Annotated in this window: 15 protein-coding genes; 2 read left to right on the top strand and 13 right to left on the bottom strand. The window is 38.7% G+C overall.

Translation table 11 applies throughout. The features are described from left to right. Positions 1 to 69: 69 nt before the first annotated feature. From ACYZ0U_RS15305 to ACYZ0U_RS15285, 5 genes are read right to left on the bottom strand one after another with little or no spacing between them, the layout of a single operon-like run. The gene (locus ACYZ0U_RS15305; RefSeq protein WP_461453410.1) at positions 70 to 576 is read right to left on the bottom strand and encodes a hypothetical protein; all 507 of its coding nucleotides are present in this window, start codon (positions 574 to 576) and stop codon (positions 70 to 72) included. Positions 577 to 612: 36 nt separating this feature from the next. Further along, entirely contained in the window at positions 613 to 1,200 is a 588-nt protein-coding gene (locus ACYZ0U_RS15300) for a biliverdin-producing heme oxygenase (RefSeq protein WP_461453409.1), read from the bottom strand. A gap of 19 nt (positions 1,201 to 1,219) precedes the next feature. Further along, the gene (locus ACYZ0U_RS15295; RefSeq protein WP_461453408.1) at positions 1,220 to 1,582 is read right to left on the bottom strand and encodes a response regulator; all 363 of its coding nucleotides are present in this window, start codon (positions 1,580 to 1,582) and stop codon (positions 1,220 to 1,222) included. A 5-nt stretch (positions 1,583 to 1,587) separates the two neighbouring features. Beyond that, positions 1,588 to 2,007, bottom strand: a complete 420-nt coding sequence (locus ACYZ0U_RS15290) for a response regulator (RefSeq protein ID WP_461453407.1) — start codon at positions 2,005 to 2,007, stop codon at positions 1,588 to 1,590. After that, entirely contained in the window at positions 2,008 to 4,236 is a 2,229-nt protein-coding gene (locus tag ACYZ0U_RS15285) for an ATP-binding protein (RefSeq protein WP_461453406.1), read from the bottom strand. It lies immediately after the preceding gene. Positions 4,237 to 4,451: 215 nt separating this feature from the next. Here ACYZ0U_RS15285 and ACYZ0U_RS15280 point away from each other — a divergent pair, with 215 nt between their 5' ends. Then, positions 4,452 to 5,765, top strand: a complete 1,314-nt coding sequence (locus ACYZ0U_RS15280; RefSeq protein ID WP_461453405.1) for a zinc dependent phospholipase C family protein — start codon at positions 4,452 to 4,454, stop codon at positions 5,763 to 5,765. 3 nt (positions 5,766 to 5,768) lie between these two features. On the opposite strand, the gene ACYZ0U_RS15275 is transcribed toward ACYZ0U_RS15280, so the two are convergent. From ACYZ0U_RS15275 to ACYZ0U_RS15260, 4 genes are all read right to left on the bottom strand, one after another. Beyond that, entirely contained in the window at positions 5,769 to 7,112 is a 1,344-nt protein-coding gene (locus ACYZ0U_RS15275; protein ID WP_461453404.1) for a sensor histidine kinase, read from the bottom strand. 158 nt (positions 7,113 to 7,270) lie between these two features. After that, complete coding sequence (locus ACYZ0U_RS15270) at positions 7,271 to 9,187, bottom strand: alpha-amylase family glycosyl hydrolase (RefSeq protein ID WP_461453403.1); 1,917 nt, start codon at positions 9,185 to 9,187, stop codon at positions 7,271 to 7,273. 196 nt (positions 9,188 to 9,383) lie between these two features. Next, positions 9,384 to 9,761: a response regulator gene (locus tag ACYZ0U_RS15265; RefSeq protein ID WP_461453402.1), complete on the bottom strand. Its 378-nt coding sequence runs from the start codon at positions 9,759 to 9,761 to the stop codon at positions 9,384 to 9,386. A 135-nt stretch (positions 9,762 to 9,896) separates the two neighbouring features. Further along, on the bottom strand, positions 9,897 to 10,490 hold the full coding sequence (locus tag ACYZ0U_RS15260) for a thymidine kinase (RefSeq protein WP_461453401.1): 594 nt from the start codon (positions 10,488 to 10,490) through the stop codon (positions 9,897 to 9,899). 74 nt (positions 10,491 to 10,564) lie between these two features. On the opposite strand from ACYZ0U_RS15260, the gene ACYZ0U_RS15255 reads away from it, so the two are divergent. Beyond that, positions 10,565 to 11,578, top strand: coding sequence for a hypothetical protein (locus ACYZ0U_RS15255; RefSeq protein WP_461453400.1), 1,014 nt, complete (start codon positions 10,565 to 10,567; stop codon positions 11,576 to 11,578). Here ACYZ0U_RS15255 and rodA read toward each other — a convergent pair. From rodA to mreC, 4 genes are read right to left on the bottom strand one after another with little or no spacing between them, the layout of a single operon-like run. Further along, complete coding sequence (rodA, locus tag ACYZ0U_RS15250; protein ID WP_461453399.1) at positions 11,569 to 12,846, bottom strand: rod shape-determining protein RodA; 1,278 nt, start codon at positions 12,844 to 12,846, stop codon at positions 11,569 to 11,571. The genes ACYZ0U_RS15255 and rodA overlap by 10 nt on opposite strands. Further along, entirely contained in the window at positions 12,836 to 14,824 is a 1,989-nt protein-coding gene (gene mrdA, locus ACYZ0U_RS15245; protein ID WP_461453398.1) for a penicillin-binding protein 2, read from the bottom strand. Before mrdA ends, rodA begins: the two co-directional genes overlap by 11 nt. After that, positions 14,821 to 15,339: a rod shape-determining protein MreD gene (locus tag ACYZ0U_RS15240; protein ID WP_461453397.1), complete on the bottom strand. Its 519-nt coding sequence runs from the start codon at positions 15,337 to 15,339 to the stop codon at positions 14,821 to 14,823. The genes mrdA and ACYZ0U_RS15240 overlap by 4 nt, the downstream gene beginning before the upstream one ends. Further along, complete coding sequence (gene mreC, locus ACYZ0U_RS15235; protein ID WP_461453396.1) at positions 15,332 to 16,165, bottom strand: rod shape-determining protein MreC; 834 nt, start codon at positions 16,163 to 16,165, stop codon at positions 15,332 to 15,334. Before mreC ends, ACYZ0U_RS15240 begins: the two co-directional genes overlap by 8 nt. Between the last annotated feature and the right edge of the window lie 65 nt (positions 16,166 to 16,230).

Genomic DNA, 16,230 nt, shown 5'->3' with positions numbered 1-16,230 from the left:
CGATTGTTAAAGATAATGGTTTTTATAAATAATACCAATCGGTATTATTTATATGTTTTTGTACTGACTTTAATGCTTTTTGATTGACCAGTGCAGGTTGCGTAGTTTCCAGTTATTGCCATCTAATACAGCGGTACCTGTAAAATAACCATCAATAGGGACAACATTGTTAGCTGCAGCCATGGTTATATCTTCATGAAAATCGCAACCTATGGATGCTGCACGTGCTGACAATACGTTAATACGCATATTATTCCAATGCAACTTTATCTTACTTATATTTTTTAGCAATGTATCCTGTATGAACTTTTTTGCAGACAGGTAATTATGAAAAACGATCTGCCCGTCAGAAGCCATGAAAAAATCCTGGGAATTTTCAAAATAGCTAAGCCATGCTATAGGGCCTTTAACAGAAATATTGTTAGAAATATCGACAGCAAAATTTGATACATTGTTTTTTACAGACAGAATCTGATCATCAGATAATTGTTTTTGCCCATGATTGCAGGAAAATATCAGGCCGATAACAGGCACAATAAACAGAAGTTTTAAGCAGTTAAAATTGTGAAGTTTCATGTTTACAGGTCGTTTAAACATTACAGGTTGTAATAACTATCCAACCAGGTTATTGTTTTGAAGTTGTACCGAAGCAATACAGTCGAACATTTTTTTAGCGCTGTTTACAGCGTCATCGTAACTGTCTTCACCTTGTTGATCAAGTAACGCGCAAAATGTTTTCCAATAGGGGATAAGCTCGCTGCCATAAACCTGGTAATAGTTAAAATCAAGGTTTAAAGTGCTTAATTCGGGATTGGTTTTAAGCCTTTTAACAATTACACTACCGCCAAGTGTAGCGCCCTCTAAAACATACATTGCCCCTAAAATTGAAGCATTACTTTTTTCGAAAGCTGTTTCTTCCTCATTTTGAACAGTGGGTAGTTCAATATTTACCGCTTGCATATCAGCAATTAAAGCAGGTAGTTTTTGACGCTTTCCAATATTAAGCTGTTGTGCTACCTCGGGGCTTAAATTATCAAGCAGGAAGGCTTCGTAAGCTTTATGCACCAGGTAGTTGGTGGTAAGTATTTGTTTATATTGCTGTAAAGTTAGCGTTCCACTCATAATGTCATTTACAAACATTAATCGTTCAAGCTCGTCATGGTTTTGTTTGGTGGCTGATTTTAGCGTTTCGTGCAGCATTTATTAAGAGCTGTGTGCGTTATGCACAATTAGTAAGTGTAAGATCGATACAAGAATAAAGATCGACCAAAGAAAAAGGTTTTGCCAAATAAGCGTCAGCTTCTATTTCAGTAGCCAGGGTCTTTATATCATGATGACCTGAAAATAGAACAAATGGTATATTTTTATAGGCATCAACACTTTTAATCTCTATTAAAATTTCAGGCGCATTTTTTTGCCCCAATTGATTATCAATCATAATCAAATCAGGCATGAAATTCTCAAAAGCGTCTAATATATAATCGTTGTCTGTTTGAGTTTTTACTATGTATTTTTCGTTCAGCGCCATTTCAACAATATCAGCAATATCCTGATCGTCTTCTATAACCAAAATTTTCTTCACAAGTATTAGTTTAAATTCAGGTTTTTGGTAAACCAAAAATCATGCATTGATTGCAGACAAGAAACAAGATTTAAATAACCAGATGGCTTTGTTAAATAGGCATTTGCGCCAAATTCAAGCGATGCCTTAACATCTTTAGGGTTATCAGATGTGGAAAAGAAAATTACGGGTACGTATCTTAAAAAAGGTATCTCTCTTATTTTTTTAACCAAATCAAGGCCTGATAAACCGGGCAGGTTAAGGTCTAACAAAATAAGCCTTGGTTTTATTTTAGCCTCAGTTAGTTCATTTAGGGCAATTAAAGCATCCTTACCATTTTCAATGATTTTCATAGATAGGCCATTGCTAACTTCCTGCACGGCATTTTCCATAATGAATGCAAAATCAGTATCGTCTTCTACGTAAAATATATCCGGGGTGCTCACTTATCTATTTTTTTTAAAAGATATATAAAATATTGTGCCAGTTCCTAATGTACTCTCAAACCATATCCGCGCTTCATGCTTTTCAACAATTCGTTTTACAATGGCAAGGCCAACACCGGTGCCTTCAAAATCCTTTACATTATCCATGCGCTTAAATAACTCAAAAACACGGCTGTAATAATTTACGTCGATACCAACACCGTTATCGCTGATCGAATATACAACCTCATCATTATTTTCCAAACCCTCAATTCTTACTTTTGACGGTTTTGAGCGCGATGAATATTTAACGGCATTATTAATTAAATTAGTAAAAACCTGGGTTATCATCACCATATCACCCAAAATATCAGGTGTAGCGCCAATTTCAAATTCTAAATTCTGCGGGTTCAGCGCTGCTATTACTTCACGCTTAATCTCGTTAAGCAGCCTGTCCATTTTAACAGGGGTAAACTCCATGTCAGCTCTGCCAACTCTTGAGTAATTCAGGATCTCCCTAATCAGGAAATTCATTTTATCGGTACCTGCAATTATGCGATCTAATATTTTTTTAGCGCTATCATCCAGGCTTTTGTTGCTGGTCACTAAAAGTTCAGCATAGCTTTTTATAGACGATAACGGGGTACGCAGATCATGCGATATGGTGAAGCTAAAAGTATCCAATTCTTCATAGGCCAGGCTCAACTTTTCATTAAGAACGCGTATATCGTTTGCCTTACGGTTAATAGCGTAAATAACCTGTTCGCGTACTTTTATTACTGCACCAATTTCTTCGCTACCCCATTTTTCAGATGTGTTTTTAACTATCTGTGTCCAGCTTTCAAATGATTTTCTTGGTGATAGCTGTAACAATCCATTACCATTGTCTTCAACAGACTTTTCAGGGTTGCCTGCCCAGTTTATAGTTTCTAATTGCTCGGGTTTAAACCAAATGATGAGCTCTGATAATTCTTTTGAAAGGATGCAGGCTAAAATACCGCTTGCAACGTCGCTATACTCTTTTGCCGGGAAAAATATCTCAGGAAAACGGTGGGTATAATAAACTGTATCATGCATATTGGTCTTGAGCCACTTTACAATATCGTTTATTTGAGAGAGAGAGGGCGTAGTCCCAATTGTGGTAATATTATTATCAAAAACAATTACCGCACCTTTGGCAGTTGTTATATCCTGCACAGTTGTTGAATGCCGGGTTAATGCATCGGTTATATAGTTGTCTTTTTCAATGTATTCTGCAAGCTCGGTGGCAGCAGCATTTAATTTTGCTGCCTTTTCAACGTTCTCCTCATCCTGGCGAAATTCAAGTGCTGAAGATAATATTTGCCCGATTAGTTTTGAAGCATCACGTGCTTTAAAATTGATGAATCGGGGCGAATAATTATGGCAGGCAATCAAACCCCAAAGCTCGCCATGCGCAATTAGTGATATACTAAAACTTGAATAAACCCCCATATTCTTTAAATACTGAATATGAATGGGTGATACAGCCCGCAGAGAGGAATGAGTAAGATCAAGCGGTGCAGTTTCTGATTCAAGGGTAATAATGCCTGAGCTTTCGCTGTTAACATCAGCTATAATTCGGGTAAGGTTTATTTTATAAAGTTCACGGGCTTGTTTCGGGATGTCGGATGCCGGATAATGTAATCCGAAAAATGGTTCCAGTTCATCATTTTTTACTTCAGCAACAACTTCGCCATGGCCGTCCTCGCCGAATCGGTACACCATTACACGATCATAATTAATGATCTTTTTGATCTCGTGTGCCGCATTTACCAATAATGAGTTCAGATTTTTACCAGATAAGATCTCGGATACCGACCGCCCAATCGTTTTTTGAATATCAAAATCCAGGTCAGATTCAACTGTTTCAAATTCCAATATCTTGTTGTCGCCGGAGATTGAAATGATCAGGTTATAAGGTTTGCTATTAAGTTCAAGATTGAAGGGATTGATACTTTCAAAGTATTGATTAGTATGCCCCAATTGCAAAATCTGGCTCAACTTTAGTTGGAGAAAAGATATAGGCAAGCTTTTTTCAAGTTCATCTATTTTTTTACCCAGAAAATCTTTGGGTTTATCCTTTATAAATTGCGAAATGTTATCGCTTATATAATTGATTACGTGCGTTTTACTGTTTACGGCAACTAAGAAGCCATGTGACTGAATTTTGCCGGGTATGTGGATTGGCTCTTTATCGCAATTGGTTAGATCAACCTGGTATGAACTCATTAGAAATTATTAAATATTTTGAACCGTGAAAAATACAAAAATTGTGTTTTAATAGAAATAAATGCTTACAACCGTAGATTGTTTGAGTAATAAATAATTTATAACTGATTATTTAGGATCGGAAATTAATAAAAATTGTAATAAAAGTGATACGATAGAAACTGAAAACATTTTGAGTTTTTTGATATTATATGCTTGTTACAATTCCTATTTAAATGCAGCAGCTCAACCTAAATAAATGCCTTTTGGTATTGGTTATTATATTTACTCTGAGGCCTTCGCAGTCAAAGGCATATTCTATTTTATCGCACGAAGCAATTATAGATGCAAGCTGGGAAAGCAGTATAAAACCGGCGCTTAAAATGCGCTATCCAATGGCCACCGATAGTGAATTGCGTGTGGCCCATTCATATGCCTACGGAGGTTGTTTAACAGCAGATATGGGTTATTGCCCGTTCGGGAGCAAATATTTCACTAACCTGGCGCATTACGTTTGTACAGGTGATTTTGTAAGCGCATTATTAAATGAAGCACAAAACTTGAATGAATATGCTTATGCCATTGGTGCATTAAGCCATTACATGGCTGATAAATACGGACATTCCATAGCAACTAACCGTGTTGTGCCGTTGGTTTACCATAGGTTAGAAAAAAAATATGGTAAAGTGGTTACATATGATGAAAATGAACTTGCCCATAGTCGTACCGAGCTTTCTTTTGACGTTTTGCAGGTTGCGAGGGGTAACTATGTAACCCAATCCTACCATGACTTTATTGGATTTAATATTGCCACACCGGTTTTGGAACGAGCTTTTATTAAAGTTTACGGACAGGACCTGAACGATGTGTTCGGCGATTTTGACCTTGCGGTGGGTACTTTCAGATGGGCAGTAAAAAGCCTGATGCCTTCGGTAACACGAGCGGCCTGGGTATTAAAACGCGATGACATTAAAAAGATGACTCCCAGCGCAACGGCGAAAAGTTTTCATTATAAAATTCGCCGCAGAGATTACGAACTGGAGTTTGGTAAAAAGCGACAAAAAATAAGCTTTAGTGATAGAGCATTGGCCTTTTTTATCAGCATATTACCTAAAGTAGGCCCTTTAAAGATATTTAAGTTTAAATATCCGGGGCCGGAAGGAGAGAAGCTTTTTATACAAAGCTTTAATGCGGTATTAATTAACTACTCCAATGCAATACAACAATTAAATAACGGAACGCTTGTACTGCCTAATATTAATTACGATACTGGCGAGCCGACAAAATTTGGCGATTATTCTTTGGCTGATGTAACATACGATCAGCTATTGATTAAACTACAGCATAATAAGTTTGATGATCTGACACAAAAATTAAAAACTAACATTGCGGATTTTTACAGTAAGCCAGATACCACTACACTTGCAAAAGAAGACCCTGACTGGAAAAAATCTTATACGGCTTTGCAGAATGTTGAACAAGCTAATACAGTAAAAACGGATAGCCTAAAAAATAACAAAGGCATAAATTACAAGTTGATAACGCAATAGTATTTAGGCTGATTGCAACGGCGGTAATTTAATTGTAAATGTAGTACCTACGTTTGGCGCGCTGCTTACTTCAATATCCCCAGAATGTTTTTTAATAATTTGATGTACAATGCTGAGGCCAAGCCCTATCGAAGCCTCGCCCCGAATACCATTACGCCTGGCTTTTGAAAAGCGGTCAAATATGTAAGGTAGCATATCATCAGGGATGCCTATTCCATAATCGCGGACTTTAATGAAAATATCATCATTGCTGTACGAGAGGGATACATCAATATTCCCATTTGGGTTCGAGAATTTGATAGCATTAATAATGAGGTTGTCCATCACACGCTGCATTTTCTCTTTATGAATATTGGCAAAGATAGGTTTATCCGGATTTTGAAAAATTATATTTACCTGCCCTTTCTTATTTTTATGCCATTCGTTAACTATCCCGGAAAGAAAATCATCAAGTTTTGTTTTCTCCAAGTCAAAGTGGTTATGAACCTCGTTTTGCGCGGTTTCCAGCAGATCATGAATAATGGATGTGGCTTTATCAACAGCACCTTTAATCATATCAATATTTTCCTTGTAATCTTCGGCACTGCAATCTTCATCCTCCATCAACATGGTTACCGATTTAATTATAGCCAGCGGATTTCTGAGGTCATGTGCCACAATGCCTAATATTTCGTTTTTCGCAATGCTGGCATTTTCTATTTCAATATTTTTTTCTTCAATATCCAGTATCTTAAAAAAGCTTTCGGCGCGATAGGAAAAAAAGTACCTTGATATGCAAAAGAATACAGTTAGTAATATTGCTGATGCCAAATTGTTTAGGATAAGTTCATTTATCGAACTTTGATAGGCGGGAAGTATTGTGCTAAATATTATACCGGTGGCAGTTATAATTATTAATGTTTCAAAATATTCGAAAGTAAAAAAGGTTCCAACTATTACTAAGCCAACCATATACATTAGCATGGTATTACGCGGGTTGTACATACTGAAGAATGTAGCGCGCATGGCAGCAGTTATAACGAACATAGCAAATGCAAATACCAAAAATTGGGATAAGCTTAAATATTTAGTATTTGTAGCTGCAAAATATTTATAAGTGAATGTAGCTGCCAAATAAAATAACGGCGTAATAACCAATGCTATCCAGTTGGCGTTGTTATAATTATCTATATGATGGAAAGATTGATTGGCGATACCATAAAAAGAAAACAGGAACCGGATAACTAAAGTGAGAATAAAAAATATAAGGCTTGTTGATTTAACAACCCGTAAATTTTGCCTGATATAATTAGAACGAAATGCTGATCTGCCGCTTATATTAGGGCTGCTAAAAAAGTAGATCTTCATTAGTGTTTAATTAAATAAGGTTACGCTAAGATAGGCAATTTATATAATATTATATTACCTTTTAAGTAATATAAAAATTAAATAATTACTTATTTACCTAACAAAAAAGGCACCTTTATATAAAATAAAAGTGCCCTTATATTAAATATTATATTTTATTATTGCTTTAACGGCGAACTACTATAAACGTGATATTCGCCCGGAGCAAGTGTCATACTCATGTTTGCTGATGTGACATTAATAGTAGTACCAGTAATGTTATCGGTCCACGTTCCTGTTCCGGTAAATGGTATTGTTGCCGTATTTGTAACAACATCAAAGTTGCCTACAACTACAACATTAGCAGCAGCTGTTGGGTCAGTTAATTGAATGTATTTAACCGGGTCAGTTTGGAGGTCATATTTAAAAGTGGTTGTAGTAAATACCGGGTTTTTAACCTTCATGTTGATCATTTTTTGATAAACGCCATACAAATGCCTGCGATTAGGATCGGTATTATAGTTCCATAAAATTGGCTTATCGCCGGTGCGGCCATTTTGATCAATTGAAATATCATAACCAAGCTCGCCAAATTGCCATAACATTTTAGGCCCTGGTGATGCGAACATAAATACGGCACCTAACTCATCTCGCTTTAAACCCGTTGCAAGATTTTGTACATTATAACTACCTGATGAATTTCCGTAAGCTCCGTTTTTAAATTGCAGGCGTTCCTGGTCATGGCTTTCAAAATAGGCGACCAGGCCGTACGGTGATGTACCTGTTGCCGGAAAGCCATACTGATCATAAAATAAACCCGAAATATCCCAGCTTGGGTTTGTGGCATAACCCATGGTAGCTTGCTCGCCCGGAGTACTTAAATTAGTCCAGCACATCATACCCTGGCTAACGTATTGCTGTTCTTCACTGTTGGCCGAAAACATTTCTAATATGGTATAAAATGTTGGATCAAGGCTTTTCATATAATTATTGTATTTCGTCCATAAAGCTACGCGGCTTGCATCATACGCGGCCCAGGCGTCTTCGGTGGTTGAGTTAACCTGGGTATAACCTTTAGCCTCATCAAAACGGTACCCATCAATATGGTATTCTTGCATCCAGTATTTCATTACGTTTTCCGTAAAATATTGTGTGGCTGCTACGGAATGATTTAATTGGTAACCTACAGCGTCAGGGTGCATGTTCTGCTGATCGAACCATGGATTATTCGCAGCCGGCGTTCCGTCTGAATTGGCATACATTTCAACCATTGGCGATGATCCGAACTGATCTTCCAGCACAATATCCTGTATCACTGCAATACCGCGCTGATGGCAGGCATCAATAAACGCTTTGTAGGCATTTGGTGTGCCGTAATATTTATCAAGCGCAAACATAAAGTTTGAGTTATAGCCCCATGAATCATTTCCTTCAAATTCATTTACAGGCAATAGTTCAATAGCATTTACACCCAGGCTGGCGATATAATTAAGGGTGTCTGTAAGTGTTTGATAGCTATGTGTGGCAACAAAATCACGAACCAGCAACTCATAAACTACAAGATTTTTTTGGGCAGGGCGGGTAAAGTTTGTTACTTTCCAGCTATAAGCAGGATCGTTGGCGAAAAAATCACTTACCTCACCAGTGGTTTTACCGGTTGGATACGCTTTCAAGTTAGGGTAAACGGTCGTTGGAATGCCAGGGTCATTTACCGGATCAAGAACTTTATGCGAGTACGGATCAGCAACTTTTATAGTTCCGTCAATTACATATTGATAGCTATATTCAGTATTTGGATTCAGATTGTTTATCGTCACCCAAAAGCGGGTGCCATCGGTGGTTTTGTTCATTACCGTTGGTGTCCAGTTGTTAAAATCGCCAATCACAGATACGGTGCCTTTCCCCGGCGCATATAAATTAAACGTAGCTGTTGTACCTGAATTGGTTAGTGTAACACCGTCACCCGCGCCTGATGGAATGCTGGTTGTTGTAGTAGTTGTAGTGCCGGTATCGTTCCCGGAACTGGGCGATTTTTTACATGCCGTAAAACTGATAAGAAAAAATCCCGCCAGTAATAGGTATACGTTCTTGATCATAAAAAATATATTAATGGTAAAATAATTGGTTCTTTTTAAAACGCATGTTTAAGCAAAATAATATAAAACACTCTAAATAAAGTGATTTACTTATCCATGAAAATATGCAACTTTAAGTTTATGGGTGTAAAAATATTAATTTAAACTTATATAGTAAAATTATAAGTTACTAATTTTTAGCAATTTATATACAAGCTTATTTTAAGTGTTTTTTAACAATACCAATCAATTCAGTTAAATCGAAAGGTTTACGCAGAAAGTCATCGGCCAGGCCTGCCTCGGCTATTTCTTTGATATTACTCACAGCCGAAATAATAATCACAGGGATATGGCTGGTAGCCGGGTTTGATTTTAATTCTTTACTGAGCTGTTGCCCGTTAGCATCGCTTTTCCAGTCGGTTAGCCAATTATCTAGCAATATAAGGTCGGGGTTATGTTCATTTAATGACTTCAGTATCTTAGAATCTTCTGAAGCAATTACCTCATAATTCTCTTCCTGCAAAATGTAAACAATGGTATCCCTTATGTCTTTGTCGTCCTCAATTACTAATATTTTTTTAGCTATACCTTTCATAAAAACCAGATGCTCGTTTTAGTTCAATTGTAACCTGAATTACCATTAGCTATAAATATAGCGAAAATATAATTTATGCTACTATTAACAACTTAAACCATACCTTTTGTTTTAGGGGCTAAACTTTTTTATGTGTTAATGCTGATGCTCTTGCTGTGGCAAATGATAACATATCCTGCACCGGGGCTCGTAGCTTTCTTTTTCTCCCAGTAATATCTGTCCGTCATTATTTATAAGCCGATAGGAATAAAGTGCGGGATTTCCGCAAATAACACATACCGCATGCAGTTTAGTAACCGATTCGGCCATGGCCATTAGCGCGGGCATGGGGCCAAAAGGTTGCCCCTTAAAATCCATATCAAGCCCGGCAACTATTACACGTACGCCACTGTTGGCTAAAGCATTACAGATGTCAGGTAATTCATCATCAAAAAACTGGGCCTCATCAATACCCACAACCTGTACCTGGCTGCCGGGCGCTAATATGGCCGACGCTTTGGAAACCGGCATAGCAGGGATAGAGTTGGCATTGTGCGATACTAATTCACTGTCGCTGTATCTTGTATCGGCCTTTGGGCTAAATATACCAACACTCAGGCGGGCAATACGCGCGCGTTTAAGTCGGCGCATCAGTTCCTCGGTTTTGCCCGAAAACATTGACCCGCAGATCACTTCAATACTTCCGCCGCTTTCACTTCTTCTTTTAAATATATCGTCGTATGCTTGCATTCCTGACTTTTTTTGAGGTGCCTAATATCAGAATTTAATCTTATTTTTGGGTAGCATTTTCAATATAAAAGGCCATGAAGCAACAGGAAGTTTTTAAAAAGATAGGCGGTATTATTAAAGAGCTTAGCGATCAGTATGAATACCTGAAAACAACGGATGAGCCATTAAATGAACTGGAGTTAGAACTTTTTTTGGCAAACTCTAACTTTCTGACAGATCACTTACTAATATTGACCAAGTTAAATGCGCAAAATACTTCAACTTTAAAAATTGATCCTTCCCAAAAAGTTGAAGCACCTTATGAGCAAACTTATTTTGAACCTTTGGTGCGAATTTCAACGCCGGAGCCGCATTCGATAAAAGAAAAAAATATTATTGAAGCTCCTAAACAACCAATAAATGATACACCTGTACCAACTATTGACCTTGAAGCAGGTAGCATAGAAGACACTTACGCTTTAACGCATGAAGATGAAACTGAAACTATAAGGCATGAGTTAATTTTGGACGAAGCGGACTGGGAAGAAGAGCAGGATTCGCCGGCTATTGTACAACAGGAGACAGACCTTGAAGAAGATAAAATAGATATGCCGCCCGAACCGGCAAGGCATGTGTTTTTTCCTGAACAAGAACCCTTAAGAGACACTGAAGCGTTAGCAGAAAGTGAACCGGTTTTTGAGACTGAGTACAAAGAACCAACCGAAGTTTACATAGCTGAGCCACAATACGCGGTTAAAAGTGAACTGACAACTGAAAAAGAACCTGAGAAACCTGAGGTGCTAACCATTAATGAGCGTATATCAGCACAAATGGCGGCTAAGCAAGGGATAACTGAGCAATTGCAGCCGCAGGCTATAAGTGACCTGAAACAAGCCATTAATTTAAATGATAAACTGCTTTTTATAAAAGACCTGTTTAATGGCTATAGCCTGGCATATAGCGAAGCTATTGAAATACTAAACCGCTTTGCCGGATTGGAAGAAGCAGACCAATTTTTGAAAAAGAATTACGTGGTAAAAAATCAATGGGAAGCCAAACCTGAAACTACCGCTAAATTTTATGCATTATTAAAACGCCGTTACGCATAAATAATACCCATCCGGTTCGAGTCGAGTTTTATCAACACGAATAATAGCAAGGTAAAACTTACCAGTGACGAACCTCCATAACTAATAAATGGCAGGGGTATCCCAATTGATGGTACAATACCAATCGTCATCCCCACATTAATTACCACATGGAAGAAGATTACGGCCGCTACACCATAGGCATAAACGCGCGTAAAGGTAGCGCGCTGCCGTTCCGCAATCCGAATAATACGCAGTACTAGAAACAGGTACAAACCAAGCACCGTAACAGCACCTGCAAATCCCCATTCCTCGCCAACGGTACAAAAAATAAAGTCGGTACTTTGTTCAGGCACAAAGGAGTATTTGGTTTGCGTACCATGCATATAGCCCTGGCCCCACAATTTACCCGAGCCTATAGCGATTTTTGATTGATTTACGTTGTATCCCTTGCCTTTTAAATCGGTTGTGAGGCCTAATACAATATCAATACGTACTTTTTGGTGCGGCTTTAAAACATGGTTATACAAAAAGTTTACACTGAATACAAAAGCTATGCAAAGGCACATACTTAAAAATACAGCCGATAAGGCCTTTTTATTACGTTTGATCAAAAACATTATAATTCCGCCCAGTACCACAAGTGCGCCTACAACATATAAATGATTCTCAACCTTTAAGGTCAGTACAAACAAGGCGATAAACAGGCCCTCCAAGATCAAAAAATACGGTGAAAGCCCCTCGCGATACAGTACCAGTATTAATGCGCTAAATACCAGTGTTGAACCCGCATCCGGTTGAAGCATAATTAACGCCATCGGGAATAATATAATTCCTGCAGATATTAAAAATGATTTAAGTTCCGTTATTTTAACGTTGGTGCCGTTTAAATATCGAGCAAGCAACAAACAGGTACTAAACTTGGCCAGTTCTGATGGCTGCAGCCTAAAACCGCCGCCGAGCGAGATCCAGGCCTGGTTACCGCCAACATTTCGCCCAACAACCAATACCGCCATGAGCAATAATGTTGTTATAACATAAATAGCAGGGGCGAGCGCCACCAAAAAACGACTTTCCAGCAGTAATATTACAATGCCTAATAATATCGCTACTATTATAAACACCAATTGCTTACCATAATCAGTATGCATATCGAAGGCGCTTGGATATTTAGCATCAAAAGCAGCCGAATGTATATTAAACCACCCAATGGTGCACAGGCATAAATAAATAAATACGGTTATCCAGTCAACATTAAAAAAGAAACTGCGCTGCGGATTATTCGGCATATTTCCTCCTGCTGTTTTGTGGCATTACATAAGCTATATTATTATTTTTTGCTTTTTTGGTTGATACGCTTTTCATAGCCGGTTTTTTGCGCAGGCTATCTGCTTTGGCTTTCCGGATGCTGTCGCGCATCATAGCTCGTCTGCTTGCAGAATAATAGGTAGCCAGGTCAGGCATCAGGTTGGCGTTTTTAACGCGGTTAAACTCGTCTATTGGCCTGCGAATGGTATCTGTCAAATATTTCTCAACCATATAGCTTGCGATAGGAGCGGCCCAGTGCGCACCCTGACCTGCATTTTCAACTACAACGGCAATGGCAATTCTTGGATGATCACGCGGGGCGAAGGCAACGAATACTGAGTTATCTTCGCCGTGCACTTGTGCTGTTCCGGTTTTACCGCACATTACAATACCGGGTATTTTTGAGGCGGCAGCGGTACCATGATCAACCACGGCTTGCATCCCATCAATCAAAGGTTCAAAATAGTTAGAATCTATACCTACGTAATGTTTTGCCTTAAATTCCGGTGTGGTTACTTCCTTGTCGCCAATTGCTTTTATTAAATGTGGCGTAAAATAGTAACCATGATTTGCGATAGTACACTCAATATTGGCCAGTTGCAGTGGAGTAGCCGATAATTCGCCCTGACCAATTGCCAATGAAGCTACAGTGCTTGACCGCCATGTACCATAATGGTAAATTTTATCGTAAGTTTTGGCAGTAGGCAAAAAACCTTTGCCTTCATTTGGCATATCAATCCCTAAGCGAGACCCTAAGCCAAATCGGGCAACGTTATTTCGCCATGTAGAAAATGTCGTATCTACCTTTTTGGATCCGTTCAGATCAATAATCTTTTGAAATACTAAAGTAAAGTAACCATTGCATGATCCTGCAACCGCGCCGCTCAGGTTTACAATTCCGTGAACTTCCAGGCATTTTACCGGGTGGTTACCTGCCCAATAAACACCTGGACAGTCATAGGTCCATTGCGGGGTGATGATACCCTGTTGCAAAGCTATTAAAGCACTTAATGGTTTAAAGGATGATCCCGGCGGATAATATGCCTGTATCGGCCGTATCAACAAAGGGTCGTATGGGTCTTTATACATTTTGGCCGCGTTGTTACCACGCTCACGGCCTACTAGTAAGTTAGGATCATAAGTAGGGCTGCTCACGAAAGCCAATATTTCGCCGGTCGATGGTTCAATAGCCACAATACTACCTACTTTGCCGTTCATCAATTCTTCGCCAAGCTTCTGGATACGAAGATCTAAAGATGATTTTAAACGTGCACCCGGACGGGCAACGGTATCATACATACCATTTTCATAGCTGCCCATCATTTTACCATGAGAGTTTACTACCGTATATTTTACACCTACCTGCCCGCGTAAAACATCTTCATAAGCTTTTTCAACACCACTTACACCAATGTAGTCTCCCGGTTGATAACGGCCGCCTGAACGTTTGATGTCCCTATCGGTAACCTCGCCGATATAACCTAAAAATTGGGCTGCAGTGGAATCAGGGTAGGTACGCAAATAACGTGTAGTTGGGAAAAATCCCTGGAACTCGGATAAACGTTCCTGCAGGGAAGCAAAGGTTTCGGCAGACAACTGCTTCTCAAATATAGAAGGCAGGCTTGGTGAATATTTGATCGCTTTTTTTAAGCGGTCATCAAATTCGTCTTTGGTTATTCCTAATAACTTGCAAAACTCAAGGGTATCAAATGGCTTAACCTCTTTGGGGGTAACCATAATGTCATAAAATGCTTCGTTTTGAACTAATATTTTCCCGTTGCGATCCAGGATAGGCCCGCGCGCCGGATATTGTTTTATCGGGCGAAGTACGTTTTTGGTGGCGTATAATCGATAGTGATCGTCAATTATCTGGATGTAGAATAATTTGGCGACAAGCAATAAAATAATGGTGATAAAAATTCCCGCGATGACGTACCGCCGTACAAAGAAACTATTCATTTACGTTCTTTTCTCCTGTAAAATAACAACCCCGAAATCAATATCAAAAATACAGTAAATAACGTACTCAATACTACCCTGGTTAAGGTAAACTGAATATCAGATAAATTAAATACTTCAAGGTTGAAAAGGAAGAAATGATGAAATAAAGTCAATATCAAAACATAAGCTATAAACCAGCGAAAGCCCATAATGCTTAACGTGGGTTCGGGCTCGTTATCAAAGCCTTCTTTTTGCACGGTTATATTAATGAAGAACACTCGAACCAATGCGAGCAACACACAGGCGGCTGCATGCAGCCCAGGCGTATCATAAAATGCGTCTATGGTTAACCCTAATAAAAATGCCAGCGGAAACAGCAATAAATTTGGCGTTTCGAATGGAAGCAGCAGAATAAATAAAATATACAGGTATGGTGTTGACAGATTGTAAAGGGCAATGTTTTTCAACAAAAAAACCTGTATAAATACCAGTACAATAAATCGTAACACGTTAACTATAATTGTCCTAATCATCCTTTTTCTGTAGCGCCTCCAGACCCGCTTGTTCCTGAGCGAATTTATAGTCTACAACATCAACATATTGCAGCTTACTAAAATCAACAGAAAAAGTTACTTCCATATTTAATGATATGCCACCTCCTTTTGGGTGCAGGTTTGATACCTTACCAACAGGTATCCCCACCGGGAATAATGAATACCCGGATGTTACTACCAATTCGCCCAATTTAGGTTGGGCACTATTAGGCACATCCATTAGCAATCCTTTGGTAGGGTCGAGGTCATCGCCCCAGCGAATATAGCCGATTTCCCGGTTCTTTGACAGCATCACGCTGAAGCGGGTATCTTTATTCAACAGGGATTGCACATTTGCCAAATGATCGGTTACATTGACTACCTTACCCACAATGCCCGAACTGCAAATAACGCCCATTCCTACCGCAATGCCGTCTTTACGGCCGCGATTTATAGTGATGTAGTTATAACTGTGGTTAGTTGAGTTGTTGATCACCTTGGCATCTATGTACTCGTATTGAGTTTTGTAAATAGTGTCGGTTATTTTATGTTTGGCAATAGTATCGATATAAAAAGACGACTTCTGCTGATTGCGTAAACGAGCGTTTTCACGGGCCAGGCTGTCATTAACTTCTTTAAGCGATAGGTAATCGTACAAGCCATTTATTTGGCTGTACATCCTTCCGGTAACCTCGTTGGAGCTATTGATGACCGATGCTTTTTGAAAAGCATTGTATTTAACGTAGATGATGATCGAGCTGACCTCGAATATAAGAAACAAAAAGAATGCGTTGTACTTAGTAATGAAAATCAACAAATTACGCATCGTTCCTGGATAGATATGAGATGTGAGATATAAGATATGAGACTTGAAAAATTAGTTTATCTCAA

The sequence above is a fragment of the Mucilaginibacter sp. genome, from assembly GCF_965225845.1.
GTDB lineage: Bacteria > Bacteroidota > Bacteroidia > Sphingobacteriales > Sphingobacteriaceae > Mucilaginibacter.
Note: the sequence above shows the minus strand (reverse complement) of the source record. Positions and strands in the feature narration are given on the sequence as shown.

Excerpts from the sequence above, each read along its gene's own strand:
- mreC (WP_461453396.1), bottom strand. The coding sequence starts at position 16,165 with ATGCGTAATTTGTTGATTTTCATTACTAAGTACAACGCATTCTTTTTG.
- ACYZ0U_RS15305 (WP_461453410.1), bottom strand. The coding sequence starts at position 576 with ATGAAACTTCACAATTTTAACTGCTTAAAACTTCTGTTTATTGTGCCT.
- ACYZ0U_RS15270 (WP_461453403.1), bottom strand. The coding sequence starts at position 9,187 with ATGATCAAGAACGTATACCTATTACTGGCGGGATTTTTTCTTATCAGT.
- rodA (WP_461453399.1), bottom strand. The coding sequence starts at position 12,846 with ATGCCGAATAATCCGCAGCGCAGTTTCTTTTTTAATGTTGACTGGATA.
- ACYZ0U_RS15285 (WP_461453406.1), bottom strand. The coding sequence starts at position 4,236 with ATGAGTTCATACCAGGTTGATCTAACCAATTGCGATAAAGAGCCAATC.
- ACYZ0U_RS15275 (WP_461453404.1), bottom strand. The coding sequence starts at position 7,112 with ATGAAGATCTACTTTTTTAGCAGCCCTAATATAAGCGGCAGATCAGCA.
- mrdA (WP_461453398.1), bottom strand. The coding sequence starts at position 14,824 with ATGAATAGTTTCTTTGTACGGCGGTACGTCATCGCGGGAATTTTTATC.
- ACYZ0U_RS15280 (WP_461453405.1), top strand. The coding sequence starts at position 4,452 with ATGCAGCAGCTCAACCTAAATAAATGCCTTTTGGTATTGGTTATTATA.
- ACYZ0U_RS15260 (WP_461453401.1), bottom strand. The coding sequence starts at position 10,490 with ATGCAAGCATACGACGATATATTTAAAAGAAGAAGTGAAAGCGGCGGA.
- ACYZ0U_RS15265 (WP_461453402.1), bottom strand. The coding sequence starts at position 9,761 with ATGAAAGGTATAGCTAAAAAAATATTAGTAATTGAGGACGACAAAGAC.
- ACYZ0U_RS15255 (WP_461453400.1), top strand. The coding sequence starts at position 10,565 with ATGAAGCAACAGGAAGTTTTTAAAAAGATAGGCGGTATTATTAAAGAG.
- ACYZ0U_RS15300 (WP_461453409.1), bottom strand. The coding sequence starts at position 1,200 with ATGCTGCACGAAACGCTAAAATCAGCCACCAAACAAAACCATGACGAG.
- ACYZ0U_RS15240 (WP_461453397.1), bottom strand. The coding sequence starts at position 15,339 with ATGATTAGGACAATTATAGTTAACGTGTTACGATTTATTGTACTGGTA.